Genomic DNA, 26188 nt, shown 5'->3' on the forward strand with positions numbered 1-26188 from the left:
ATGAGCAAACTGACCTTCGGTGCCGGCATCTGGCACTTCGCCACGTATGTCGATCGTTATGCCACCGATGGCTATGGCCCGCCACGCAACCTGATCGAGATGATCGACCTGGCCGGCCAGGTGCGCGATCTCTCGGTGGTCGACATCAACTTTCCCTGGAGCGCCGACGTCTCGGTCGACGCGGTGGAAACTGCGCTCAAGCGCAACAATCTTTCGGTGATCGGGATCACGCCCGAAATCTACAACCGCGAGTTCTCGCGCGGGGCTTTCACCAATCCCGACGCCGGCGTGCGCCGCCGCGCCAACGAAGTGTGCAACCAGGCCGCAGACCTCGTGCGCCGTTTCGGTGCGTCCTACGTCAAGCTCTGGCCGGGCCAGGATGGCTGGGACTATCCGTTCCAGGTCGATCACCGCAAGCTGTGGCGCTTGTCCATCGACGGCATCGGCGAGCTGGCCAGCCAGAACCCTGACCTCAAGTTTGTGATCGAATACAAGCCCCGCGAACCGCGCGTGCACATGGCTTTCGATTCGGTGGCGCGCACGCTGCTGGGGATCGAGGCGATGGGCCTGCCCAACGTGGGCATCCTGCTCGATTTCGGCCACGCGCTGTTCGCCGGGGAAAGCCCCGCGGATTCTGCCCAGCTCGCAATCGACCATGGGCGTCTGTTCGGCATGGATGTGAACGACAACCTGCGCGCCTGGGACGATGACATGGTGGCCGGCACCGTGCATCCGATCGAATTGTTCGAGTTCTTCTACACTTTGCGCAAGAACAACTGGGAAGGCGTGTGGCAGCTCGACCAGTTTCCGTTCCGGGAGAACGGGGTGGAAGCGGCCGACATGGCGATCGATTTCCTCAAGCACATCGACACCGCGCTCGACCGGCTCGATTTCGAGGCCTTGCAGGCCGCGCAGGATCGCCAGGATGCGCTGGGCGCGCAGAAGCTGGCGCGCAAGGCCTTGTTCGGCATCTGAACCGTTTCATGTGAACGAGACTTCAAGGCGGGCGTCGGCTGGTACAGCTGGCGCCCCTCCTGATTCTGGCAATCGGGAGGGGCGGGGTGATGCAAAATAGACACGTTTCGGTATAGCGCTAAATTGTCTTTCGTTTACTTTCGATTTTAGCTTGTCTGCCCTTTCGTAGCGCGTATATCGGCCACCAAGCGCCGGGCCCGAGGGCGGGTCCGCAAGGTGCGCGTTACAAGGAGGGAGGGTGACATGAACTCTCGAATTCTGATGATCGGTGCATGCATGCCGGCTCTGCTTGCCGCCGTTCCGGCCCTGGCGGCCGAAGCCCAACCGCAAGACCAATCGCAGGCTGTCGATAGCCAGGAGATCGTCGTTACCGCGCAGAAGCGTTCGGAAAATCTTCGCGATACGCCGGCCGCCGTCGCTGTGGTGGCACCGGTGCAATTGACCCGCGCCGGCGTGACCACGATCGACGATCTGGGCAAGGCCGTGCCTTCGCTGGTCGCGCAGCCAGCTTCCACGACGCTGCGTCCCTTCTACACCTTGCGCGGCATCAGCACTGCGGTTGTGACCGTCGGTTCCCCCAGCGGCGTCGCGGTCATGCTCGATGGCGTCACGCTCGCTCCGGAATCGCTGGCCGCGCGCCAGCTGTCGGATATCGCCAGCGTGGAAGTGCTGCGTGGCCCGCAATCCACCCTGGGTGGCCGCGCCGCCTCGATCGGCGTGATCAACATCGTGACGCGCAAGCCCACTGACACATTCCAGGGCCAAGCCAACGCGACGATCACCGAAGACGGCGAATATCGCGGATCGGCCTTCATTTCCGGTCCTTTGAGCGAGACGGTTGGTTACACGCTGTCTGGCTTTGGCTCGCATACCGATTCGATCACGCGCAATCTCACAACCGGGCAGAAGGACTATTCCGAAAACTTCGGCGTGCGCGGCAAACTGCAGTGGCAGCCGCTCGACGGGCTGAAGGTGACGCTCTCGGGCAACTACATCGACACCCGCGATGTCGGCGCGTTCCAGGCCTATTCCTATGTCGATCCGGCCGCCAAGTTCCGTGGCACTTATGCTCAATCGGCAGCGCTTCCGGGCATCACGCCGAGCAGCAGCAACACCGACTATGCCACGATCACCACGCCGGGCCAGCACTCCAAGGATCAACTCTACAGCCTCGCGATCGAATATCGCACGGGCAAGGTGACGTTCACCTCGCTCAGCGCCTATTCCCGCGAAAAGCGCGACCTGCGCTATGATACCTATATGCAGGCGCTCGATTGGGCGTCGCTGGGCTCGGGCGGCACGTATAGCTGGAACAACATCCAGCGCTCGCAGCTGGACATTCGCGGTTTCAACCAGGAACTGCGCTTTTCGACCGACCAACTCGGCCCGGTGCGCCTGCTTGGCGGCGTGTACTATGACTATAGCAAGACCGGCTTCCAGTTCGACCGGCCGGCCTTTGGCACGGCCATTCCCTTCGGCGCCTATCGCGTGGCGGAAAACAATTCCTATGCTGCCTATCTGCGCGCGGATTGGACGCTGGCGCGGGGCACGACGCTGACCACCGGCCTGCGCTTCAACCGCGACAAGATCGCGTATCAGTATGATTTGCAATACAACACCACGCCCGCCAGCGCGACCAACCAGTTCAGCCGTACCGGTTCCGACAGCTTCAGCACGCTGGTGGGCGATGTCACGCTCAAGCAGCAGATGTCGCAATGGGTGAATGTCTATGCGAAGTATTCGCGTGGCTACAAGCCCAAGGTCTATAACCTCGATGGCACGTTCACGGCCACCAACACCATCACGCCCGTCAACAAGGAACGGGTCGATGGCGCCGAACTGGGCATGAAGGGCGACTTCTTCGATCGCCACCTGTCGCTCAACATCGCGGCATTCTATGCCGTCTACCACAACTTCCAGGTTCAGAGCGTCGATCCCACGGTTACCGTGCCCACGTTCCAGATGACCAACGCGGGCAAGGCGAGCACGCGCGGCATCGAAATGGACGCCACGGTGCGCGCCGGGCAGGGCCTGTCGTTCAATTTCGCCGGCGCCTATACCAATGCCCGCTATGACAGCTTCGTGGGCGCCAACTGCTATTCGGGCCAGACCGCGGCGATGGGTTGCACCACTTCGGGCGGCGCCAGCTATCAGGATCTGTCGGGCAAGCGCCTGCCCAGCGCCCCGCTGTGGAAGTTCAACGCCGGCGCCGAAAAGAGCGTTGCGCTGAACGATGCTCTCGATGCCAACCTGGGTGGTGTGCTAACCTACCAGTCGGCGATTGCGTTCAGCTCGAACTGGAACACCGGATCTGTGCAGGGCGCCTATGCCTTGCTCAACCTGTCTGCGGGCATTGCCGACCACGACGAGCGCTGGAGTGTCACGGCCTTCGTCAACAATGTCACCGACAAGCGCTATGCTTCGTCGATCTCCGATGTCGGCGGGCGTTGGGGTAACAAGCCAGTGTTCAATAGCTGGTATGGGCGAGACGCGCATCGTTATGCAGGACTTCGCCTTGAAACAAAGTTCTAGAAATATTTTGTAAGAAAAGACGCGATTTTTGGGGTTTACAAGGCATGAAATCGCGAATGCATAGTGAGCCTGTGTTCGAGCATACTAGTGATGGTGACCTGTAACGGGACTTTCTCCCAGCTCTGATTAGGGCCGCGGCGATTGTGGTTATGCCTTTCGGCGCGTTGTTTGCAAAGCGGGCAGGCATGCCTGCCCGCTTTGCCGCAATCCTTTCCGCGTAGCTGGCCGCGCGCTCGCGTCCGATCAATGAGTGCGGGCGGCAGGTGTTGTAATCGGCTGTCCGCTCTCGGATCACGGCGTGGGCGTGGTTGAGATCTTGAAACTGGGTTTCGTTCAACAGCTCTTCCCGCATTCGCCCGTTGAAGAAGTCCAGGTAGCCGTTCTTCATCGGCTTCCCAGGCGCGATGCCGTGCCACTCGATCTCGTTATCCTTGCACCATGCCAGGACAGCGTTCGCCGTGAACTCGGTGCCGATGGCACTGCCGATCAGTCCCGGCTTGCCACTCCTTGCGATGATGTAGGTCAGTTCGCGGCTGTACTCGGCGGCCAGAGATCGATGCGCCAAGGACCGCGGCGAGGCATAGCCTGGTCACTTCTTCGTCGATGCTAAGCACTCGGAACGCCGGGCACAGCAACTGGTTGTGGACGAAGTCCAGGCTTCAGCAGGCATTGGGGCGCGCTTCCACTAGGACCGGTGCCCGTGTGCCAACCGCCCCGTGCCGTGCCTGACGCCAGCGAACGCCAAGACCTTCCTCTCGCTAGAGCCGGTAAACACGGTTGACGCCTGAATGCTCTCCTTCCCGCCGCAGCAGGATGCGCGTCCGGCGATAGCCGAGCTAGCCGCGCTCGTTGGCAGGCTCGCGCAGGCGGGCGCGCCACTCCGTCTCCGGCGGGCCCAGGACTTGTAGCGCGTGCTCTTGCGATCAGCATCTATCACACCACGTGCCCGTTATTCCCTCATCCCTTGATGATCCCGGAGATAAGCAACCGCTTCCCGATGTGCGACGGGCGTCACCATTTTTTGCGACAAGGACCTTCAGCACCGCGTTGTCCAGGATGGCATCGGCCAGAAGGCGCTTCAGTTTCGTGTTCTCGTCCTCCATCGAAGGCAACCGCTTCGCCTCGGATAACTTCATGCTGCCATTTTTGCCATTCCAACTATAGATCGTCGCCTCGGATTTGCCATGCCGCCGGCGAGATCGCCGGTCTTGGCACCGGCCTCTGCCTCCTTCATCACACCGATGATCTGCTCTTCCGTAAACCGCTTACGCTTCGTCTCGTCCGTCCTCGTTCAGGCCGGACTCCAATCGCAACTTGAGGAAATTGTCCGTGGAAGGTCAAAACGGGCCGTGAATGGCGAAAGCTTGCAGGGCGCAGGAAAATCCGCCCGCTTGATCAGCCGGTAGATCATCGTCTTGCCGAGGCCCAAGCGGCGTTTGACCTCGTCGATCCTCAATAACTGATCACATTCCTCCGACGGCCGCGTCATTTTGACTTCTCGCGAGAGAGGGCTTCGCGGGCACGGAGGAAGCCGCGATCGCTGTCCAGAAAGGCGGATAGTATGGCCGGGATCAGCTCGGCGACGGGCTCCTCGCGGCCATAAGTGTCGGCGTAGATCCGGGCATAATCGGTCAGGGCAAGGTGCAGGTCGGGCATGACCATGACGGTCAGTTTCACCGGTGTGCGATCGGGGATGCGGGCCAGCTTGAGTTCGGGCATCTAAGGCCTCCTATGGCTTCCAGGGTGCCAGGATCAGATCACGATGCACGACAAGCCGGATGGGGGCTCCTGGGCGTATCGTTATCGTGGGTTGGATCTGCAGATTTCGGGATGTGATCTGGTCGCCGGCGCGCGAGACATTCTGTTGCGTCGATTCCCGGATCGCCTGGACGAGATCGCTTTCGCCGGTGAATGTCAGGTTTGCACCCACCCCGAGCACGGTTGAGACCGCCACTCCCTTGAGCAGCGACCAGGTGTGGTAATCGACTTTGTCCGAGAGGCCTGCATAGCCGGACGGATCGGTTGCCGGCACATTGTCGATCCGGATCGAACTGCCGTTTGGCAAGATGATCCGCTGCCAGACCACGAGCGCGCGGCTCTGCCCGAACGCCACCACCGAATCATAGCTGCCGATCAGCCGCGCCCCCTTCGGAATGAGCAGCATACGCCCGGTGGCACTGTCATAGGTGTTCTCGGTAACCTGCGCGGTGACCAGCCCCGGCAGGTCGGAGCGCAAGCCGGTGATCAGGCTCGCTGCAATCACGCTGCCGGCCGACAGGGTGTATGGTGATGGCGGTGGCGTCAGGACATGCGAATTGATGTCGCCACGCGGATCGAGGCTCCCGACGAACGCTTCCTTGCGTCCCTGCGCATTGGGATCGGTGACCGGATCGAGCGCCAGTTTCGACGGACTGGGCTGGGTGCCCTCGGTGGCAGGTACGCTTGCCGCGGTTGCCTCTGGAGCAGGGGCTGATTGCCGGTTCTGCACCAGCAAGCCGGATTCGCGCGCGGCTTTCACTTCGGCGAGCTGGCGCTCATGCTCGGCGACCTCGGCCTGCTGGCGTTGCTGGTCGCTCGGGTTGACGTCGGCCGCCAGTTGTTGCTGGCGATCGAGGATCGGTTTGCCGAGGTCACCAGGCAGTGGCGGCCCGAGCCGTGGCACATCGCCGTAGGTTGCCGGCAAGCCGTTGAGCGTGTCGCTGGAAGGGTGCTGGTCGGGTTGCGACAGTTCCTCCTGCTCCGAGGCGCCGTGGAACAGATGTGGCTTGAGCGCCAGCCAGGTCACCGTCACGAGGCCGATCGATCCCACGGCCGCGATGGCGATGATGACGCTGCGCTTGAATCGGATCGCGCGCGGTGGTCGCGAGCGCAGTGCCAGGCTCTCGGGGTCGAGCTTGGCAGGCGACGTCGCCGCCGCTTCGCTCACGACGGCCTCCGCAGGCTGGCCGCTTCACCCGTCCGGCTGATCCGCACCACATCCTGGTGCTTGAGCCCGAGGCGCAGCTCTGCCGCATCGAAGATCCGATCGACGATGTAATAGCGACCCTGCACACGGTAATTGACCAGTTGGGCGTCGCCCTTGGCGTCGACCAGGAACAGCGGCGGCGCCTCGCTTTCGCCGAGGTTGGCCGGGAACTCGATGAACGTCTGCCGTCCGTCATCGAACGCGCGCAGCGGCCGCCACCCAGGCTTGTCGCCGGTTATGACATAGCCGAAATGCAACTGGTCGACGGACAACCCCGAAGCCGCCGGCTGCGTCGCGCGCGCCGCTTCGGCCGCAGCCTTGAGCGCGATCAGCGCGTCCTGCGGATACGTCCACGATAATGCCGACATGGCGGTGCGCGCCGTGCTGGTCAGCGCGAGATGATAGGTCCGGCGATCGGTTGTCACGACGATGTTGGTGGCGAGCCCGGCCGAGAAGGGCTTCACCAAGACATGCGTGCGTTTGGCTTCGCCTGAATTGCTGACATTCCCTCCGGACGTCGTGTCGCCGATAACCCAGCGCACGGTGTCACCCGCCGCCACCGCCACCAGCGTCTCGCCAGGCTGTAGCGCGATGTCGGTGACTTGCCCGGGCGCGGCCAGCACGTGGTAGATCACGCCATCGCTGTAGGGAAAGACCTGAACCGCGTTGAGATAGCCGCCGGTTGTCGGCTCGAGCGTTGCAGCGCGATTGGCGGCGCGGACACGCCGTTCGGCTGGGGAAGGGAATAAATGCCGACGACGCGATACCGGCTTGGTTGCCTTCGGTGGTGGCGAGACGACCGGGGCACGAAGCGGCGTCGCCACCGCTGCCGTCTGCACCGCTGGCTTGGCCGGCAAGGATGGGACGCTCGACGGGGTGTGGACCGGCGTGGGAGCCGCGACGGCTAGGGCCGTTGCCGCGAGAAAGGCGATTTTCATGGCTGGGTCTCCTGGTTTGCGGCGCCGCCGAGGGTGGGATCGAGCGGCGATCCGGCGGGGATGCTGGCGGGCGGCGGTAGCGCCGCGCGCGCTGGCGCAACGGCGGTTGGCGTCGCTGGTGACGAACCGGTGGGCTCGAGCTCGCGGCTCCAGTCGATGGCGTCGACATAGATGCCGAGAGGGTTCTTCCGCAGCGTATCGGCGCTGGTCGGCGGTACCATCTGCACGGTCAGGATCGCGGTCCAATGCGAGCTTCCTGCCTGGGCGCCGCGCTCGTAAGCGGTCTCGACCCACTTGATCTGGAACGACTTGTCCGAGGCGCGCACCACGCTGGTGACCTGCACCGAGACGGTGCGCTCGCCGATATGAGCGAACGGATCGGCGGCGCGGGCGTAATCGCCAAGGAATAGGCTCCCGCGCTTCGTCGTGAAATCATACGCGGAAAGCCAGTCCTGCCGCATCAGCACCGGATCGAGCGAGACCGACCGGACATGCTCGATGAACCGGGAAAGGAACCAGGCCACCTGGCTGTCGGTCGGCTGGTAATCCTTGTCGGCGGGCTGGACCGCGCGCGCTTCACCCAGCTTGTCGACCTCGACCACATAGGGCACGACACGGCTTTGCAGCGACTGCCAGAGCAGGCCGCCCGACAGCACGGTGGCTAGGCCGAGGCAGCCAAAGGCCATCAGCCGCCAGTTGCGGGCCTGGACGCGGGCCGCGCCGATGCGCTCATCCCAGAGCTGTCCTGCCCGTTGATAGGGCGTCTCGGGCTCGGGTGTATGGCCGTATCGCTGCACGGCGCGTCGGAACAATGTCGAATGCGAAAGCATGGGGATCAGTCCTCCCTTTCCTTGATGTCGGGGGTCGCGCCGTGTCCGCCACGGTCGCCCGATTGGATGGCATGCAGGGCGGTCTGGCGGTGGTGGCGGGACCTCTGCTGGGCTTGCATCGCGCGCGCCCAACCGGGCATCGCCGACGCGCTGTCCGTGGTTTCCGGGGCAGTGGCGGTCGTCTGCCCGGTCATCGCGTTGAACGCGGCCCGGCGCCCGGACTCGGCCGCTTCGCCCAGACCGAACGCGGCGGAGAGGCGCGACTGCGCGGCACCGGCCGCAGCGCTTGCCATGCCCCCAATCCCAGCGCCGACGCTGGACGAGCCGGCGCCTTGCTGCCCAAGGGTGTAAGCGGTCGAGGCGGCCGAACCCATCGCGGTGCCGGCCCGCACGGCGCCAAGGCCGGCTGCGGCGAGACCGCGCGCCGCACCGGCCACCCCTGCGCCGCCGAGATACAGGGCTCCGCCTGCGCCAAGTGCGGTACCGAACGCTGCGCCCGCGCCTAGCTGTGGCGCACCGGCGACCAAGCCCGATGCGATACTCGGGCCAAAGATGCCAAGCCCGAGCAGAGCCAGGCTGGCCAGCACCAAGCTCATTGCCTGGCCGATGTCGGGTTCCTGGCCCTGCAGCGCGGTGGTGAACTGGGTGAAGTAGTTCGAGCCGATGCCGACGATGACCGCGAGCACCATGACCTTGATGCCCGAGGACACCACATTGCCCAGGACGCGTTCGGCGAGAAAGCTGGTGCGGTTCCACAGCGCGAAAGGCACGAGGATGAAGCCGGCGAGGCTCGTCAGTTTGAACTCGAGAATCGTGACGAACATCTGCACGGCGAGGACGAAGAAGGCGAGGATCACGATCAGCCAGGCGACCAGCAGCACGACTATCGTCAGGAAATTGTCGAAGAAGGTCGTGAAGCCGAGGTACTGGTTGACCTGCTGCAGCAGCGGCCAGGCAGCGGAGAAGCCGGTCCCGGCAAGGCGGCCGGGCTTGAGCAGATCGGCAGCGGTGATCGTGCCGCCGCCTGCGGTCACGCCGGCCTGGGCGAACGAGCGGAAGATGATATTCGACAGCGTCGCGAAGCTGTTGATGATGAACGCGAAAGCGCCGATGTAGAGGATCTTGCGGATCAGCCGGCCGAGCACATTGTCCTCGCTGCCCAGCGCCCAGAACAACCCGGCCAGCGTGACGTCGAGCGCGATCAGCGTGCGCGTCAGAAAGCTGACATCGCCGCCCAGGAGCCCGAACCCGCTGTCGATAAAGCGGATGAAGGCCGCCATGAACTGGTCGATGATGTTGAGGTCGCCCATGTGCTTCGCGTCCTGATGCTGGCTTCAAAAAGGTGCCGCGGGACCCAGTCTTGGGGAGCGGGAACCGGATCCCGCGGCGACGGCGGCGAGAGGTGCGCGGTATCGCCGCCGCCCTGGCCGGCCGTGCCTAGTGGGGGGTATAGGCACGGCCGGAGCCGAGGAATTTCGTCGAGGCACTCTGGGCATCGCTGCGCGACTGGGCCTGGTTCGCGCGTTCGATCGCCTCGGCGCGATATTGTGCTGCCATCAGCGTCTGGATCTGGAATTGCTGCTTGGCGACCAAGGCGAGGAGCTGGTTGGTCGCCTGGCTGGCCTGCAGCGCTCCTTCGGCACCTTGGCTGCGCGCGACGATGCCGGTCAGCGCCGCCTGGTCGGCGGCGATATTCTCGACGACCTGGGACTGCACGGCCATGGTCTGCGCGAAGGCTGCGCGCGCAGTGTCCATGCGCGTCCGGGCGCTTTGCACCTGCTGGCTGGTGGTCAGGCTCTGCGCGAAGCTGCCGGGGTAGAGCGAACGGAACTGCTGATCGAGGTTTGCGACCTTGAACTGGATGCCCTGCGCCTGGCCCATCAGCTGGTCGATCTGCTGCATGGTCTGCTGGAGCGCCTGCAACTCGGGGAAGCTGATCGTCGTCAGGTTTTTCGCCTGGTTGACCAAGCTCTGCGCCTGGTTCTGCAGCATGCGGATCTGGTTGTTGATCTGCTCGAGCGTGCGCGCGGCGGTGAGGATGTTCTGGCTGTAGTTCGAGGGATCGAACACGGTCCATTGCGCCCGGGCCGGCTCGCTTGGCGCGAGTGTGACGAAGCCGAGCGCAGCGATGACGGTGCTGCCGATTGCGCCAGCGATGAGGGTTTTCTTGATAGTCAGCATTCTGGCCATGGTCATTCTCCGGGGGCGGGAGTTCAGGAAGGGGTGGATGGGGCGGCGCCGGGAAACGCGCCGATCAGGTCGGCCGCCCAGGCTAGATCGACAGAGCGCAGGAAGTGGTCAGCGAAGCCCTCCGTGCCGTGTTCGGCGAGAATAGCGTCTATGCGCTTCTGGCTGGCGGGATCGGACGCGCCGCAGAGCGCCAGCGCAATCGGACCCAGGCCGAGTTCGAACAAGCGGTTGCCGCGTGCCGATTGCAGGTAATAATGTCGCTTCGGCGTGGCGCGGCTGACCAGTTCGATCTGTCGGTCGTTGAGGCCGAAGCGTTCATAAGCGGCGCGCGACTGCGGTTCGATGGCGCGGTCGTTGGGCAGCAATATCCGCTGCGGGCAGCTTTCGATGATGGCCGGCGCTATGCTGCTATCGGCGATGTCGGCCAGGCTCTGTGTCGCGAACAGCACCGCGACATTCTTCTTGCGCAGTGTCTTGAGCCATTCGCGAATGCGGGCGGCAAACAGCGGATGGTCGAGGAAAATCCAGGCCTCGTCGAGGATCAGCAGGGTTGGTCGCCCGTCGAAGCGTTCCTCGAGCCGGTGAAAGAGATAGGTCAGCACCGGCGCGACCGCTGCCCCCATGCCCAGCAGCGTCTCGGTCTCGAAGCATTGCAGGTCGGCGAACGCAAGCCGTTGCTCGGCGGCATCGAGCAGCCCGCCGTATGGTCCCTCCAGCGTATAAGGCTGGAGTGCGACGCGCAGCGCGTTCGACTGGAGCAGTAGGGCAAGCCCGGTCATGGTCCGCTCCTCGCGCGGTGCCGAGGCGAGACTGCCCAATGCCGTCCACAGAGCATCCTTCACGGCAGGATCGACGGCGACACGCTCGTGTTCGAGCAGCGCGGCGATCCATTGTGCCGCCCAGCCGCGTTCGGCCAGGTCGTCGATGCCGGCGAGGGGCTGGAAGGCGAGCGCATGCCCGTCGGTTTCGATGCTGCCGAGCGGATGATGCGCACCGCCCATCGCCAGCACCGCCGCGCGGGCCGAATTACCCTTGTCGAAGATGTAGACCTGCGCGCCGCGATAGCGCCGGAACTGTAGCGCAATCAGGCTGAGCAGCACCGACTTGCCTGCGCCGGTCGGCCCCACCACCATCATGTGGCCGACATCGTCGACATGGGTCGAGAGGCGAAACGGTGTCGATCCGGCCGTCTTGGCCAGCAGCAGGGGTGGGCCGGCAAGGTGGCGGTTGCTTTCTGGTCCGGCCCAGACCGCCGAGAGCGGCATGAGATGGGCGAGGTTCAAGGTATGGACGAGTGGCTGGCGCACGTTCGCGTAGACTTGTCCCGGCAGCGACGAGAGCCACGCCTCGACCGCATTCACGCCCTCGCGGATGCAGGTGAAGCCGAGACCGTTGACGATGCGCTCGACGCAGCGGACTTTCTCTTCGACGGCGCCCAGCTGCTCGTCGGTGACGGTGATCGTGGTGGTGAGATAGCCGAAAGCGACGTGATCGCCGCCCAGGGCCTGCAGCGCCGCGTCGGCATCGGCCACCTTGTTGTCGGCGTCGCTGTCGAGCAGCTGCGCGGGACTGTTGTAGAGCACTTCGCGCAGCAATGCGGTGATCGATTTGCGCTTGTTGAACCACTGCCGGCGCAGGCTCGTCAGGGTCTTGGTCGCGAGCGTCTTGTCCAGGGCAAGGAAGCGGGTGACCCAGCGATAACCGAAGTCCTGGTGATTGAGCGCGTCGAGAATGCCCGGGCGGCTCATGTTGGGAAAGCCGAGGATGGTAAGGGTCCGGACGTGCAGGCGGCCAAGCCGGGGCGCGAGACCGCCCGTGAGCGGCGTGTCGGCGAGCAGGCCGTCAAGGTACATCGGTATGTCGGGCGCGCGCACCGGGTGCGGTCGATCCGAGATGGTGCCGTGCAGGAATGTCAGCGTGGCGTCGTCGTCCAGGGGACGAACATCGGCCATGAACCCGGACAGCAGGTCGCACAGGCGATCGGTTTCGGCGATGAAGTGCGCGAGGGCGCCGCGCCAGTCACGCCGCTTCTCGGCTTCGGGACGTTCGACGAGCGAACGCCCGGCGCCGTCCTGCGCGTCGCCAGGTGGCAGCCATGTGAGCGTGAGATGGTAGCGGCTCTCGAAATGCGCGCCTTCGGCCTCGAAGGCCGCGCGCCGTTCCGCGTCCACCAGCCAGCTTGCGGCATCCGGAAAATCGCTTTGCGGGTAGGCGCAGCTTTCGCAGCGCTCGGCCTCGAAGAACAGGGCCCAGCCGCTGCCCAGCCGCTTCAGGGCGTTGTTGGCCCTGGCGCAGGCTGCGACCAGCTCGGCTTCTGTCGCGGACTCGAGATCGGCCCCGCGGAAAGCGAGCACGCGCAGGAAGCTGCCATCCTTGTTGAGGACGACGCCAGGTGCCACCAGCGCGGCCCAGGGCAGATGGTCGGCAAGGCGCTCCGCGCGGTCGCGATATTCCCGCAGGCTCAGCATGCCAGATAGCCCTTCTGGACAAGATGGCGGATAAGGACAGGGGCGAAGCTCGGGTCGCGGCGCGCGGCCATGACCGCGACGCTGTGCCCGACCGCCCAGAGGGCGAGGCCGGCAAGCCATTGCTGGAGACCCAGGCCGACTGCTGCCGCCAGCGTGCCGTTGACGATCGCGATCCCGCGCGGCGCGCCGCCGAGCAGCAGCGGACTGCCCAGGGCGCTATGGATCGGCACTTCGAAGCCGGCGATATGCGAGGTGCTGGCGGGGTTCGGGGCGATCATGCGATGAGCGCTCCGCCGCCGAAGCTGAAGAAGGAGAGAAAGAAGCTGGACGCGGCAAACGCGATCGACAGCCCGAACACGATCTGGATGAGGCGGCGAAATCCCCCGGCTGTCTCGCCGAAGGCTAGAGTCAGGCCCGTGACGATGATGATGATCACCGCCACGATCTTGGCCACCGGGCCTTGTACGGATTCCAGCAGCTTCTGGAGCGGTTCTTCCCACGGCATGCCCGAGCCGGCCGCCTGGACTTGGTTGGCAAACGTCAATGCGAGCGCGATGCACGCGGCACGCAGGCCATGGGTGCGTACTTGGGAAAGCGTCATGATCATGTCTCCTGGGTTGGGGGGATGTTGAGCTCGGTGAGTTCGTAGAGTCCGGTCACGTTCGAGAGGCCGGTAACTTCCGCGACGGTCGCGACGCGGCGGTCGATGCCGCGGCCGGCGATGAACACGATGACATCGATCGCTTCGGCAATAAGCGGGCGCGGGACGGTGATCACCGCCTCCTGGCACAGCTGTTCCAGGCGGGTGAGCGCCGCTGTCGCGCTGTTGGCGTGGATTGTCGCCACCCCGCCGGGATGGCCCGTGTTCCAGGCCTTGAGCATGTCGAGCGCCTCGGGGCCGCGGACTTCGCCCACGACGATCCGATCGGGCCGCAGGCGCAGCGTCGATCGGACCAGGTCGCTCATCGTGACGTGTGGCGGGCGGGTGCGCAGGGCGACCGTATCGGGCAGAGGGCACTGGAGCTCGCGCGTGTCCTCGATCAGGATGACACGGGCATCGCGCCCGGCCCGGCCCGGCGCCATCTCGGCGAGCAGCGCGTTGGCCAGCGTGGTCTTGCCCGAGCTGGTGCCGCCGGCGACAAGGATATTGCGGCGCGCGGTCACCGCCGCGCGAAGGGCATCGGCAACCGCCTTGCTCATCATGCCGTCCGCGACATAGTCGGCGAGGGTATGGAGGCGCCGCGCCGGCTTGCGGATCGCGAAGCAGGGCGCGGGCGACACCGGCGGCAGGACGCCTTCGAAGCGTTCGCCGGCGCGTCCTTCGCCATGGGGCGGCAATTCGGCCGAGATGATCGGCCAGTCGCTGTGGACTTCGGCCCGGGCGTGGCTGGCAACCAGGCGGATGATGCGCTCGACCTGATCGCAAGGCAGCTGGCGGCCCGTGTCCGTGCGCCCGTCGCCAAGCCGGTCGAGACGCAGGGCGCCATCGGGATTGACCATGATCTCCACCACGGCGGGATCGGCCATGGCACCGGCAATGTCGGCGCCGAGCGCGGTGACAAGCATGCGCCTGCGGCGCTGGGCAGACAGGCTTTCCGTCATGGCTGCTCGTCCGTCATCGGCTGGAGCGTGCGGCGTCCGGTGGCAACCTGGCGACGAACCTGGTGCACGAAGGCCTCGAAGCGCCTGGCCGCCAGCGCCCGGCCCGCCTGGTCGTCTTCGGCCAGCGGCGCCTGGATGGAGAGCTCGAAGCGGATGAACAGGGCGAGCGCCTCGAGGACGACGTGGGTGTCGCGTTCGATCCGCCCGATCGCCAGGCTCATCCGGTCCAGCCGGATCGCGAAGCGATCTTCCAGCGCGGAGGCACCGCGCCGATCGAGCCAGGCGGTGACGGCATCGGCGAGAATCGCGGACTTGGATGTCCCCGGCCTGGTGGCAAGCGCCTCGAGCCGCTCGCTCAGCGGCGCGGGCAGGAACAGCTGGTGTCGGACCTTCTGCGCCATCGTCAGAAATCCAGCCGCAGGTCATCGGGCCGGGCGCTGCCGGCATCGAGGCCGTAGACCGTGCGCGCGGCACCCGTGGCCTGCACCCGGTCCATGGTGTGGCGCTCGACAGTGCCGTCGCCATCGTCATCACCCAGGCCGAGGGGATCGACCGGCTCCGGCGCCGCCGGCGATGCCGGCCCGATCTCGGGCGCCGGATGGCGTGCTTGCTCCAGGCCGCCATCTTCGGCGGGGGCCTGCGTATCGGCTACGATGGCCAGGCGCTCGTCGGCCCCTCGCACCTGTCCGGCCCAGGGGTTGCCGCGGGCCGGCGGCAGGTCGGGATAGTCGCTGTGGTCCAGCGCCGGCGCGGCAAGTACCCGCTCGGCGAACGCTTGATCCTCATAATAGCGCAGCTTCCTGGCGCGGATCGGCGGATGCCCCGAAACCAGCACGAGTTCGTCCGCCGGGCTGAGCTGCATCACTTCGCCAGGCGTCAGCAGGGCGCGCGCCGTCTCCTGGCGGCTGACCATGACATGGGCCAGCCAGGGGGCGAGGCGATGGCCGGCGTAATTGCGCATCGCGCGCTGTTCGGTCGCGGTTCCAAGCGCGTCGGAAATGCGCTTGGCGGTGCGCTCGTCGTTGCTGGCAAAGGCAATGCGGACATGGCAGTTGTCGAGAATGGCGTTGTGCTCGCCATAGGCCTTCTCGATCTGGTTGAGGCTCTGGGCGATCAGGAACGCCCGGACGCCATAGCCGGCGAGAAAGGCCAGGCTGGTCTCGAAGAAATCGAGGCGGCCCAGTGCGGGGAATTCGTCGAGCATCATCAGCAGGCGGTGCCGCTTGGTATCGCCGCGGTGGTTCGGCTCGCCCGTGTGCAGCGTCTCCGTCAGCCGCCGCCCGATCTGGTTGAGGATCAGGCGGATGAGCGGCTTGGTCCGGCTGATGTCGGACGGGGGCACGACGAGGTAGAGCGAGACGGGATGGGGCGCTTGCGTGAGATCGGCAATCCGCCAGTCGCTGGCGGACGTGACTTCGGCGACGGTGGGATCGCGGTAGAGGCCGAGGAACGACATGGCGGTCGAGAGCACACCCGAGCGCTCGTTCTCGCTCTTGTTGAGCAGTTCGCGCGCGGCGGAGGCCACGACCGGATGAACCGCCGGCGCCTCTTCGCTGCCCAGGTGATTGGTGGTCATCATACGGCGAAGCGTTGCTTTAAACGGACGCTGGGGATCGGACAGGAACGTCGCCACCCGCGCCAGCGTCTTTTCTTCCTCGGCATAGAGGACGTGAAGGATCGCACCGACCAGCAGGGCGTGGCTGGTCTTCTCCCAATGGCTGCGCCGTTCGAGCGCGCCTTCCGGATCGACCAGGATATCCGCGATATTCTGGACGTCGCGCACTTCGTCTAGGCCCCGGCGCACTTCCAGGAGCGGGTTGTAGCGCGCCGAGCGCGCGTCCGTGGGGTTGAACAGCAGGCAATGGGAGAAACGCGACCGCCAGCCGGCCGTGAGTTCCCAGTTCTCGCCCTTGATGTCGTGGACAATGGCCGAGCCGGTCCACGACAGCAGGGTCGGCACGACGAGGCCCACGCCCTTGCCCGAGCGGGTGGGGGCGAACGCCATCACATGTTCGGGGCCATCGTGGCGCAGATAGTGGTCGCCGACGCGGCCCAACGCGACGCCCCTGCTGCCCAGCAGCCCGGCCTTGGCAATATCCTTGAGACCGGCCCAGCGCGCCGAGCCATAAGTCGTGACACTGCCCGACTGGCGCGCGCGCCAGAGCGAACCGAACACGGCCGCGCCGCAGCCGAGGAATCCGCCCGTGGCCGCCAAGGCCCCCGCCTTGTCGAAGATCGCCGGGGCGTAGGCGTCGTAGGAAAACCACCAGGGGAAGATCGACCAGGGGTGATAGATCGGCGTGCCGAGCAGCTCGAACCAGGGATGCCCGAGTTCGGATTGGTAGAGCAGCCGGGCGGCGGCCCATTGCGTGGCCGTCCACATGCTCGCGACGACGATCGCGAAGACGACGAGAATCTGGCCGATGAGCAGTTTGGTCGGGGTCATGCGTGCCTCCGACCGCACCCGAGATTCCATAGGGGCGGTCATGGGTGAGGATCGCACGGGCCGGCTGCCAGGGTGAGATGCTGGCAGGGGTCGCGAGCCTTCTCGCCGATGTCCGCCGCGACCCGGGCGCGGCGCCGCCACGGGCGAGGGGGTGCGCCACGTCTTGCTTGGCGCGGATGATTGCGTATCATGGTCGGCGGAGGCGTCGATCGCCGGCACCCGCCTTCCTCCTGTTCTGCCAGGCATCACTACATCCGACCCGGTGGTCGGATGGCAGGGGTTCTTTCGAAGACCTCGCGCGTCGCTCCGCTATCGCCAACTCCGGATTGTCCCGGGGCGCGATGCCTGCCGGCCCGTCGAGGTCTTGCGTTTCCATGCCAATGCGACATGCCCGGGCGCTTGCGGGCGAACGCCGACTTGCGGCGCCGGCCGCCGAGCCGGAGTCCGGGACCGCTCCGGATGCAGAGCAGGAGGGCGATGCCGGCCGGATCGACGGGCTTTACCGCACCGAAGCGCCGCGCCTCGCGCGCTTCTTCCGCCGCCGGCTTGGCGAGGCGGACGAAGCGCCCGATCTGGTCCAGGAGGCTTTCACCCGGCTTGCCGCTTTCATGGCGCGCGAAAGCCTTGCCCATCCCGCGCCCTATCTGCAGCGGATCGCGCGCAACCTGCTGTTCGAGCGAAGCCGGCGCCGCGCGCGCCGCATGGCGGCATCCCACATTCCCATCGAGGCGGCTGGCGAGATCGCCGTGGCGCCGTCGCAGGAGGACGGTCTTGCCCACGCCGATGTCATGGCGCGCTACGCGGCGGCGGTGCAGAGCCTGCCCGAGCGAACCCGCGCGGCCTTTCTGCTTCACCGCCTCGAAGAGCTGACCTATCGCGAAATCGCCGAGCGGCTCGGCATCAGCATTCCGACCGTCCAGTATCATGTCGGGCGGGCGCTGGCCCACATCTCCACGGCTCTTGAAAACGAATGACCCAGATCGATCGACTGCGGATGCGCGAATTGCGCGAGGATGCGGCCATGTGGTTCGCGCTCATGCGCGGACCCGAGGCCGAAGCGCAGCGTGCGCATTTCGAGACCTGGCTCTTGGCCGATCCGGCGCATCGCCAGGCCTACAACCATGTCAGCGAAGTGTTCAGCCTGGGAAAAGGGCTCAAGCCGTCATCCCCTGCGGCCGATCCTGGCAAGGCCGCCCGGCGTCTCGGCACTGCGAAGCTGGGGCGGCTCATCGGCAACCCGGTCCTCGTGCTGGTCCTCTGCGTGGTGGCCGTGCCTGTGGTGATCGCGCTGACCACGAGCGCCATGCGCGCCATCGGACCGCGCCATCCGTTGATCGCGGCGAGCAGTCCTGCAGCGCCGGGCAGTGAGGCCACCAGTCTCGTTACCGCACCTGGCGACGTGCGCGAATTCCGTCTTGCCGACGGGTCGCGCGTGATCCTCGATGCCGACAGCCGCGTGCAGGTGGCTCTCTCGGCGCAGCGGCGCGATCTGGCTCTGCTCCGCGGCCGCGCGCGCTTCTTTGTCGCGCACGAGCCGCGTCCTTTCGTCGTGACCGCCGGTGGAGGTTCGATCCTCGCTCGTGGCACGATCTTCGACGTGGCGCTGCGCGGCGCTACCGGTGCCAGTGTCAATCTGATCGAAGGCGTGGTGGAGGTTCGCCAGCCGCCCGCCGTCGGCACCACGGCCGTGTCGTCCCGGAGCGGCGGGGCGGTCATCCGGCTCAGCGCCGGCCATGGCCTCGCGATCGGCGGCGTTGGTGATAGCGCGCCACGCATCACGCCGCTGGCTCGCACGGATTGGCCAAGCCCGTTGCGCGATTTCACCGACGTACCGTTGCGCGAGCTTATCGCGGAAGCCAATCGCTACGCCGCCAGGCCGATAGAACTTGCCGACCCAGCGCTCGGCGATCTGCGCGTCTCGGGCACATTCCGCATCCGCGAGCCTGACCGCCTTGCCGGCAACCTCGCCGCCCTGCTCGATCTGTCGCTCGAGGAAAGCCCGTCCGGCATCGTGCTCGCCCACCGATGCAAGCGCGACACAAAAAATTCCTGCCCACCCTCATAAATTCCGCTGGGCCGGCATGGATACCCCCGAACGGCCTGCAATGGCGCCAGGGGGGTATCCATGAAACACCAGAGATCGAATGCATTCTTGCTTGCGGCGAGCCTGTGGGCGCTGGCCGTTCCTGCTGCGGCCCAGGAAGCGCGCCAAGAGCTGCACTTGCCCGCGCAAAGCCTCGGCGATGCGTTGCGCGCGCTGGGCAGCGCATCGCGGCGCGAGATCATTTTTACCCCCGAGGTGGTCGCCGGCAAGACGTCCGGCCCGATCGATGGTGCCTACACGTTCCGGGAGGCGCTCGACCTGCTGCTCGCGGGCAGTGGCCTCGTCATCGTGGAGCGCGACGGGAGTGTCCTTGTCGTGGGGCGATCGCAGGCGCCGCAAGCGGTAGCGGACCACGCGGGGGAAGCTGGCGCGATCGTGGTGACCGGCTCGCGCATCCGGGGGGCCCCGCCGGCCTCGCCGGTGATCACGCTCAGCAGCACCGACATCGCCCGGGCCGGCCAGAGCGATCTCGGCGAAGCGGTTCGCACCCTGCCGCAGAGCTTTGCCGGAGGACAGAATCCGGGGGTGGCGCCGGGCGCGCCGGGGAGCAACAACAACCAGAACTCGGCATCGAGCATCAATCTGCGCGGGCTCGGACCCGATGCCACGCTGACTCTGCTCAACGGCCACCGCCTGGCCTATGGTTCGTTCACCCAGGCGATCGACGTCAACGCGATCCCGCTGGTCGCGGTCGAGCGCATCGAGATCGTCGCCGACGGTGCCTCGGCAATCTATGGCTCGGACGCGGTCGGCGGCGTTGCCAACATCATCCTGCGCAAGGACTATGACGGGGTTTCCACCACGGCGCGGGTTGGCGGCGCGACCGATGGCGGCGATACGCAGCAGCAGTACAGCCTCGTGGCCGGAACCAAGTGGAACGGTGGCGGTCTCATCGCGACGTACGATTTCGAGAAGGACACCGCGATTACGGCGCGGCAGCGCAGCTTTACCCAGTACATGCCGGGCAATACCACGCTGCTGCCCGGCCTGACGCGGCACAGTGCCGTGCTGAGCCTCCACCAGGCCCTTGCGCCCGACCTGACGTTCAACATCGATGGACTCTACAACTGGCGGCGCTCGGCCACGGTCCTGCAGGTCCCCGGCAGCTCACGCTATACGACCGAGCCGACCAACCAGTCGTTCTCGATCGCGCCGTCGCTGACGTTCGCCGCGTCGCCTTCGCTCACCTTTGCCCTGAGCGGTGTCTATGGCGAGGACCATACCGACACCAAGCAGTTCACCATCACGGCCGCCGGTGCGGTCAGCGCCTATCCCTACTGCTACTGCAATTCGGTGAAGTCGCTCGAAGCAAGCGCGCAGGGCGACCTTGTCGATATTCCGGCGGGCGCGATCCGTTTTGCTGCCGGGGCGGGCTATCGCGACAATGGTTATCTCAACCGCTCCGTCAGCTTGCCTGCCCCGATCGACGCCCATCAGGACAGCTACTATGGCTTTGGCGAGATCTACGTCCCGCTGGTGTCGCCCGGGCAAGCGATCACCGCCATTCACCGCCTGTCGCTGAGCGGCGCCCTGCGCTACGAGAGATATCCCGGCATCGACGCGGTGCTGACGCCCAAGCTGGGTGCGATCTACGCGCCGAGCCCGGATATCGATGTCAAGGCATCCTGGGGCAAGTCCTTCAAGGCGGCCACGCTCTACCAGCAATACCAGCCGCAATATGCCTTTCTCTATGCCGCAACGACGCTCGGCGGCACGGGCTACCCCGCCGATGCCACCGTGCTGCTCATCAACGGCGGCAATCGCGCGCTCAAGCCCGAGCGCGCCACGTCCTGGTCGGTGACCGCGACGGCGCATCCGCGCGCCGTGCCCGGGCTGCAGGTGGAAGGCAGCTATTTCGAGATAGCCTATCGCGACAGGGTGGCCCAGCCGTTCCAGGGGACCGACTTCTACACGGCGCTCAGTGGTCAGACGCTCGCGCGCTTCGTCGATCCCTATCCTTCAGCTGCCGAGCAGGCCGCGCTGATCGCGGCAGCGCCGGTGCCGCTCTACAACTACTCCGGTCTCGCCTATGAACCCAGCGCTGTCGTCGCTTCTGTCTACAACGCCTTCTTCAATGTCGCCCGCCAGAAGATCCGGGGTGTCGATGTCACGGCGCGCTACGAGGCGGACCTTGGCGCGGATGAAAAGCTGGTGTTCAACGGCTCGGCGTCCTGGCTGCAATCGCGCCAGCAGCTCGACCCTTCGCTGCCGGTGACCGAACTGGCCGGGACGATCTTCAACCCACCGCACTGGCGCGGTCGCGCCGGCGCGACATGGACGCGCCGCTCCCTGAGCGCGTCGGCCTTCGCCAATTACACCGGCGCGGTCCAGGATACCCGCAGCAGTCCGTCTGTCAGAGTCGCATCGCAGACGACGTTCGATCTCGCGCTGGTCTATCGCGCATCCCCGCAAGGGCCGATCCCGGGACTGGGCTTTGCGCTCGCGGTGCGCAACCTGTTCAACGACAAGCCCGCCTATGCCCGTGCCGTGGCCGACTATTATGTCAGCTACGATTCCACCAACCAGTCCGCGATCGGGCGCTTCATCAGCGTTTCGCTGACCAAGGATTGGTAGGCGATGACCGACCCTTTTTCTTCGTGCGAGAGATCAGACCGGGTCCGCGGCCCAGCTTGGTGGCAGCGGGCGCAGTCCCATGAAAGGAGGATCACGCTGCACGCGGCGCTGGGCGGCCTTGCGCTTGGTCTGGCACTGGTCCCGGGGCTATCCTGGGCTAGCCAGGCGCCCTGCGACCTGATGCCGCCCGCGCCGACTTCGGCGCCCGCCGGGACGCAGCGTGCCATCACCGCGCTCGACCTCGTGCGGCTGCGCGATTTCGGCGGCATGCAGTTCGATGCCTATCCTGGCCCCCCAGCCGCGCTGTCGCCCGATGGCCGGCATATCGCGCTGCAACTCCGCCGTGGCGATCCCATCGCCAATCGCTATTGCACCGGCATTCTCGTCAAGGACACGGACAGCCCTGCGCCGGCGCGGCGCATCGCCGATGGCGGCGAAGTGATCAAGCTGTCCTTCGACAAGTATGGCTTTGCCGGACTGGTGACCGGGGCACCGGTGCCCTCGGTGCTGCGCTGGTCGCCCGATGGCGGCCGGCTCGCTTTCACCAAGGCGATCGGCGGTGTGATGCAGCTGTTCGTGATAGGAGCCGATGGATCGGACGAGACGCAGGTGACCCATTCCGGCGTGTCGATCGACGATTTCCAGTGGCTGCCCGACGGCCAAGCGATCGTCTATCGCAGCCGCGACGCCCTGCTTGATGCGGAAAGGCAGATCGACGCCGAGGGACTCCACGGTTGGCGCTATGATGGACGCTTCTGGCCGCTGGTCGGGGGCCGGCCGCATCCGCCATCGCCGGTCCCCAGCCGCGTCGAGGTGATAGGGCTGGCGGAGCGCAGCCTGCGCCCAGCGACGGAGCGCGAGCGCCTGGTGCTCGACCCGGCGGGCACCCCCGGTTGGCTCGATGGCGCCACGCAAGCGGTGCTGCTCGACACGGGGGACGATCGTGCCTGGCTGGCGCCTGCCGAGCCCCACGCCTTTTTTGCGCCCGACGCTCTGCATGTCATGGTCGACGGCCATGAATTGCCTTGTCCGCAAGCGCTTTGCACCGACGTCGTCGCGCTGTGGAAACGCGATGCCCACACGATTCTCTTCCTGCGCCGCCAAGGCGTCGCGCGCAGCGAGACGGCACTGCTGCGCTGGGATCTGGGCAAAGGCGCACCACAGCTGCTGCACCAGACCACCGACCCCTGGCTCGGTTGTCAGCTCGGCCCGCGCGAACTGGTCTGTACCGCGGAAGCCGCCACGGTGCCCCGCCATGTGATCGGCATCGATCCGGAAACCGGCCAGGTCCACACGATCTACGATCCCAATCCTGAATTCGCGGCGATCCGGCTTGGCCAGTCCGAGCGGCTGGCCTGGCGCAATGCTTTCGGGATCGACACTTTCGCCGACCTGGTCCTTCCCCCCGCATATCGTCCGGGCCATCCCGTGCCGCTCATCGTCGTGCAATATGATTCACGCGGCTTCCTGCGCGGCGGGACCGCCGATGAATTCCCGATCCAACTTTTCGCAGCCAGGGGGTTCGCTGTGCTCAGCTTCACCCGACCGCCATGGTATGCCCTGCGCGACAAGCCGCGCGACTTGTTCGGATTTCTCCAGGCCAATCAGAAGGACTGGTCGGACCGCCGCAGTGTCCAGTCCTCGCTGCAAATCGTCGTCGAGCGCCTGATCGCGCGCGGCATCGCCGATCCTGCCCGCATCGGCATCACCGGACAAAGCGACGGTGCCTCGACCGCAACGTTCGCCCTCATCCATTCGCGGCTGTTCAAGGCTGCCGCGCTCAGCACTTGCTGCGAGGACCCCGCGATGATGGCCAGTCTTGGGCCGGGGTTCGAGGACTGGTACGCCAAGTCGGGCTATCCCAGGTTCAACGCGGATCGGCCCGACTTCTGGAAGCAGGGATCCCTGGCACCCAATCTTGGCGCACTGCCGCCGGTCCCCTTGCTGATCCAGGCGGGGGAAGAGGAGTTTCGCCTGGCTTTGCCGACCTATACGGCCGTGAAGAATGCCGGTTGGCCGGCCGAGATGTACGTTTTTCCCGGCGAGGCCCATGTGAAGCTCCAGCCCGCGCATCGGCTCGCGGTCTATGAGCGCAACCTCGCCTGGTTCGAGCGCTGGTTTAAACCTGAGGAGACAGCAGCGCCATGACGTTGCGCCGCGTCAGCCGCGCCGTGCCGCCAGCCAGGCCTCGACATCGACGAACCGCATGACCCGCACATAGGTGTGATCCGCTGCCACCGGCGGCCTGGCCAGAGCGGCCTCGAGTGCCTGGCGGTCGACGATTCCCTGCGCGCAGAGTTCGCCGTCGAGCAGCATGCCGCGGATCTGGGCCAGGTTGTCGAGATAGAGGCTGCGCACCAGACCGGTAAACCCGCCTTTCGACGCGCGCTGGACGACTCTGCCGGGGAGCTTTTGCGCATAGGCGCGACGGATGATCGCACGGTTGATGCCGCCCTCATACCAGAGCCAGGTTGGCTGGCGCAGGCAGGCTTCCAATACCGGCTGCGACAGGAGCGGATAGACGGTCGGCAATCCGCCTGCACTGTCGAGATAATCGACCAGAGCGAGGCCGCGCATGATCGCTGCGACATGCTCGCGCTTGCCGACGGGCAGGTCGGCGAATTCGGCAAACCATGGGTGCGCCGGATGCGATCTGTGCGTCTCGAGCAGCGCGGGAGCAAGCAGGCGCTCGTCGCGTGGCCAGGTCCAGGCCTGGCGGCGGCGCAAAAGTTTTGCCAGCGATCGCCGGGCAATCAGGAACGGCGAGCATTCGGTCACGGCAGCGACCTCCATCACCGTCTTCCAATAACCCGCGCCCGGCCCTTGCACGGCCAGCCTGTCGCTGGCGGGCGTGGCCGAGCGCAGGAAGCAGAAGACGTTGTCGCCGCCACTGCCGTAGGCGAACGCCTTGGCGCCGACATCGTCGGCGAGCGCCAGGGCATGCCTGACCAGGCTCTGCGTGAAGGCACGCGCCGACGGTCGCGGGCGCTCCGCGGCCTCCGAGACGGATAAGCTGACGTCGGCGGGAGAAAGTTGCAGCTCATGCAATTGAAGATCAAAATGCCGGCATACGTCGCCGGCAAAGGCCCGCTCGTCGCCGCTGCCGCTGCCGCTGATCATCGTGACGGCATGACGAAGGCCGGGGAGCGTTGCCGCGAGCACCGAAGAGTCGAGCCCGCCGCTCAGCGTCAGGGCCAGCGGCCCGATATGGTGCGACCATGCCCGGCACGCATTGTCCACCGCCCGCGTGACCTCGTCCTGCGCCGCTTCGGACGAGGGCACGGCTGCCGCGTCGATGAATTTGGCCGGGCTCCACAGCGCGTGATGGGAGACTCCGGCCGGTCCGATGCGCAGGATTTCACCTGGCAGGACCTCCGCGATATCGCGCAGCGCGCTCGCCCGCCCGACAAGGTCCGGGTAGAGCAGCTCGTCGGCAACGACCGCCCAGTTGATGGCCTGGGCGCGGCCGGTCAGGGCCTCGATGAACGGCACGTGCGAGGCGATGACCACTTCGTCGCCCCAGCGCCGGTAGTAGCAGGGACAGCGTGCCGACGGATCGCGATAGACAAAGACCTCGCCGGTTGCTTCGCTGCTGGTCCAGGCCACGAAAGCGCCCCATTTCGCTTCGATCGTCTCGAGAAAATGGGCGGGGGCGGCGTTGCGGTCGATGGTCCCGACGAACGGGGAACCGCCGGGCGCGCGGGCGAACGCCGGTCCCACCACGTGGGTTGCTGCGGGAAAGCCGTCGATGGCTTCACCTGGACCGGCAGCGTAGAGGACGTGCCTGGTCGCTGCGGCACATGGTGCCAGGCCCAGTTGCGATGCGACGTTGCGCGACGCCGCTCGGGCCGGACCTGGCCGGTCCTGTCCGAGCAGGACCACGCCCAGATAGCGCGCGAGGCTCATAGTTGCAGGATCGGGGTGAAGCAGGCGACGCGCTCGTGGGTATCGCCGAGGATGGCATCGGCGCTCTGGATCCAGCAATGCGCTTCGAACGGATCGAGCCGAACGCCGAGCACCATGTGGCAGGCGATCCCGCGCGCGCGCAGGAAGTGCAGCAGCGCGATCGAGTCGGGCAGGCAGGTTCCTTGCGCGGGCACAAGCTGCCGCGCCCGGACGAACAGGACGGTCTGGACCGCTTCGCTGTCTGGCGGTCGGGATGCCGATGGTTGGGCCTGGAGGCGCCGGATCCACGCCACCAGCGCGCGCAGGGGGATGACGCGGACCGCGATACGCGCGATGACGATCCGGGCCAGCGCTGTCCCTACCGCCCATGGCGCGCGACATCGCGCGTTGATGCTGCGCGGCGGCAGGTCGCGTTCGGGCACGGCAAGGCTGGTCGGCGCCACCGGGCGGCCGAAATCCGGGTCGCAGAGGCCGATCCTGGCTAAGCACTCGAACCGATCAGCCAGTCCGTCGCCAAGGGCGCTGCCGCTTCGAAGCGCATGCAAGGCCTCGACCAGATGCGGTGATAATTGCAGATAGATATCGCGTGCAATGTCGATGACGACGATCCGCGCGCCGACCTGGCACCAGGCAATCTCCGGACGGGCCATGGGGCATT

General features: G+C 66.0%; 21 protein-coding genes and 1 pseudogene. 6 read left to right on the forward strand and 16 right to left on the reverse strand.

The genetic code is table 11. The features are described from left to right. Together FHT19_RS00385 and FHT19_RS00390 are read left to right on the forward strand one after the other, a co-directional pair. Entirely contained in the window at positions 1-975 is a 975-nt protein-coding gene (locus FHT19_RS00385; protein ID WP_169473260.1) for a TIM barrel protein, read from the forward strand. 243 nt (positions 976-1218) lie between these two features. Further along, positions 1219-3507, forward strand: coding sequence for a TonB-dependent receptor (locus tag FHT19_RS00390; RefSeq protein ID WP_169473262.1), 2289 nt, complete (start codon positions 1219-1221; stop codon positions 3505-3507). Positions 3508-3622: 115 nt separating this feature from the next. Here the strand turns inward: FHT19_RS00390 and FHT19_RS00395 are convergent. The 14 genes and pseudogenes from FHT19_RS00395 to FHT19_RS00460 all read right to left on the reverse strand — a co-directional run. Beyond that, positions 3623-4741, reverse strand: a pseudogene (locus FHT19_RS00395) (IS3 family transposase); the annotation flags it as partial. A 57-nt stretch (positions 4742-4798) separates the two neighbouring features. After that, positions 4799-4996, reverse strand: a complete 198-nt coding sequence (locus FHT19_RS24555) for an AlpA family phage regulatory protein (RefSeq protein ID WP_169473264.1) — start codon at positions 4994-4996, stop codon at positions 4799-4801. Next, positions 4993-5226: a DUF2274 domain-containing protein gene (locus FHT19_RS00405; RefSeq protein ID WP_169473266.1), complete on the reverse strand. Its 234-nt coding sequence runs from the start codon at positions 5224-5226 to the stop codon at positions 4993-4995. The genes FHT19_RS24555 and FHT19_RS00405 overlap by 4 nt, the downstream gene beginning before the upstream one ends. A 10-nt stretch (positions 5227-5236) precedes the next feature. Beyond that, on the reverse strand, positions 5237-6433 hold the full coding sequence (locus tag FHT19_RS00410) for a TrbI/VirB10 family protein (RefSeq protein ID WP_169473268.1): 1197 nt from the start codon (positions 6431-6433) through the stop codon (positions 5237-5239). After that, the gene (gene trbG, locus FHT19_RS00415) at positions 6430-7410 is read right to left on the reverse strand and encodes a P-type conjugative transfer protein TrbG (protein WP_169473270.1); all 981 of its coding nucleotides are present in this window, start codon (positions 7408-7410) and stop codon (positions 6430-6432) included. The genes FHT19_RS00410 and trbG overlap by 4 nt, the downstream gene beginning before the upstream one ends. Further along, complete coding sequence (gene trbF / locus FHT19_RS00420; protein ID WP_169473272.1) at positions 7407-8240, reverse strand: conjugal transfer protein TrbF; 834 nt, start codon at positions 8238-8240, stop codon at positions 7407-7409. Before trbF ends, trbG begins: the two co-directional genes overlap by 4 nt. Positions 8241-8245: 5 nt before the next feature. After that, on the reverse strand, positions 8246-9550 hold the full coding sequence (gene trbL / locus FHT19_RS00425; RefSeq protein ID WP_169473274.1) for a P-type conjugative transfer protein TrbL: 1305 nt from the start codon (positions 9548-9550) through the stop codon (positions 8246-8248). Positions 9551-9677: 127 nt separating this feature from the next. Next, positions 9678-10436 (reverse strand): P-type conjugative transfer protein TrbJ, encoded by a 759-nt coding sequence (trbJ, locus tag FHT19_RS00430; RefSeq protein WP_169473276.1) that lies wholly within the window; start codon positions 10434-10436, stop codon positions 9678-9680. 17 nt (positions 10437-10453) lie between these two features. Further along, positions 10454-12898, reverse strand: coding sequence for a conjugal transfer protein TrbE (gene trbE / locus FHT19_RS00435; RefSeq protein WP_169473278.1), 2445 nt, complete (start codon positions 12896-12898; stop codon positions 10454-10456). After that, positions 12892-13176: a VirB3 family type IV secretion system protein gene (locus FHT19_RS00440; RefSeq protein WP_169473280.1), complete on the reverse strand. Its 285-nt coding sequence runs from the start codon at positions 13174-13176 to the stop codon at positions 12892-12894. The genes trbE and FHT19_RS00440 overlap by 7 nt, the downstream gene beginning before the upstream one ends. After that, positions 13173-13505: a TrbC/VirB2 family protein gene (locus tag FHT19_RS00445; protein WP_169473281.1), complete on the reverse strand. Its 333-nt coding sequence runs from the start codon at positions 13503-13505 to the stop codon at positions 13173-13175. The genes FHT19_RS00440 and FHT19_RS00445 overlap by 4 nt, the downstream gene beginning before the upstream one ends. Further along, the gene (gene trbB / locus FHT19_RS00450; protein ID WP_211184804.1) at positions 13502-14500 is read right to left on the reverse strand and encodes a P-type conjugative transfer ATPase TrbB; all 999 of its coding nucleotides are present in this window, start codon (positions 14498-14500) and stop codon (positions 13502-13504) included. The genes FHT19_RS00445 and trbB overlap by 4 nt, the downstream gene beginning before the upstream one ends. Next, entirely contained in the window at positions 14497-14901 is a 405-nt protein-coding gene (locus FHT19_RS00455; protein ID WP_169473283.1) for a CopG family transcriptional regulator, read from the reverse strand. The genes trbB and FHT19_RS00455 overlap by 4 nt, the downstream gene beginning before the upstream one ends. 2 nt (positions 14902-14903) lie before the next feature. Continuing rightward, positions 14904-16946 carry a conjugal transfer protein TraG gene (locus FHT19_RS00460; protein ID WP_169473285.1) on the reverse strand — a complete coding sequence of 681 codons (2043 nt, stop codon included), beginning with the start codon at positions 16944-16946 and terminating at the stop codon, positions 14904-14906. 380 nt (positions 16947-17326) lie between these two features. On the opposite strand from FHT19_RS00460, the gene FHT19_RS00465 reads away from it, so the two are divergent. The 4 genes from FHT19_RS00465 to FHT19_RS00480 are packed head-to-tail and all read left to right on the forward strand — an operon-like array spanning position 17327 to position 23772. After that, positions 17327-17920 (forward strand): sigma-70 family RNA polymerase sigma factor, encoded by a 594-nt coding sequence (locus FHT19_RS00465; RefSeq protein WP_169473287.1) that lies wholly within the window; start codon positions 17327-17329, stop codon positions 17918-17920. Further along, a complete protein-coding gene (locus FHT19_RS00470) occupies positions 17917-19011 on the forward strand; it encodes a FecR domain-containing protein (protein ID WP_248290212.1) in 1095 nt (364 codons plus the stop codon). Before FHT19_RS00465 ends, FHT19_RS00470 begins: the two co-directional genes overlap by 4 nt. 60 nt (positions 19012-19071) lie before the next feature. Next, positions 19072-21624 (forward strand): TonB-dependent receptor, encoded by a 2553-nt coding sequence (locus tag FHT19_RS00475; protein ID WP_169473289.1) that lies wholly within the window; start codon positions 19072-19074, stop codon positions 21622-21624. A gap of 3 nt (positions 21625-21627) precedes the next feature. Further along, a complete protein-coding gene (locus FHT19_RS00480; protein WP_169473291.1) occupies positions 21628-23772 on the forward strand; it encodes an Atxe2 family lasso peptide isopeptidase in 2145 nt (714 codons plus the stop codon). A gap of 12 nt (positions 23773-23784) precedes the next feature. Here FHT19_RS00480 and FHT19_RS00485 read toward each other — a convergent pair whose 3' ends face one another. Then, positions 23785-25530: an asparagine synthetase B family protein gene (locus tag FHT19_RS00485; protein ID WP_169473293.1), complete on the reverse strand. Its 1746-nt coding sequence runs from the start codon at positions 25528-25530 to the stop codon at positions 23785-23787. After that, positions 25527-26180, reverse strand: a complete 654-nt coding sequence (locus FHT19_RS00490) for a lasso peptide biosynthesis B2 protein (RefSeq protein ID WP_169473294.1) — start codon at positions 26178-26180, stop codon at positions 25527-25529. Before FHT19_RS00490 ends, FHT19_RS00485 begins: the two co-directional genes overlap by 4 nt. Between the last annotated feature and the right edge of the window lie 8 nt (positions 26181-26188).

The organism is Novosphingobium sp. SG919 (assembly GCF_012932495.1).
Lineage (GTDB): Bacteria > Pseudomonadota > Alphaproteobacteria > Sphingomonadales > Sphingomonadaceae > Novosphingobium > Novosphingobium rhizosphaerae.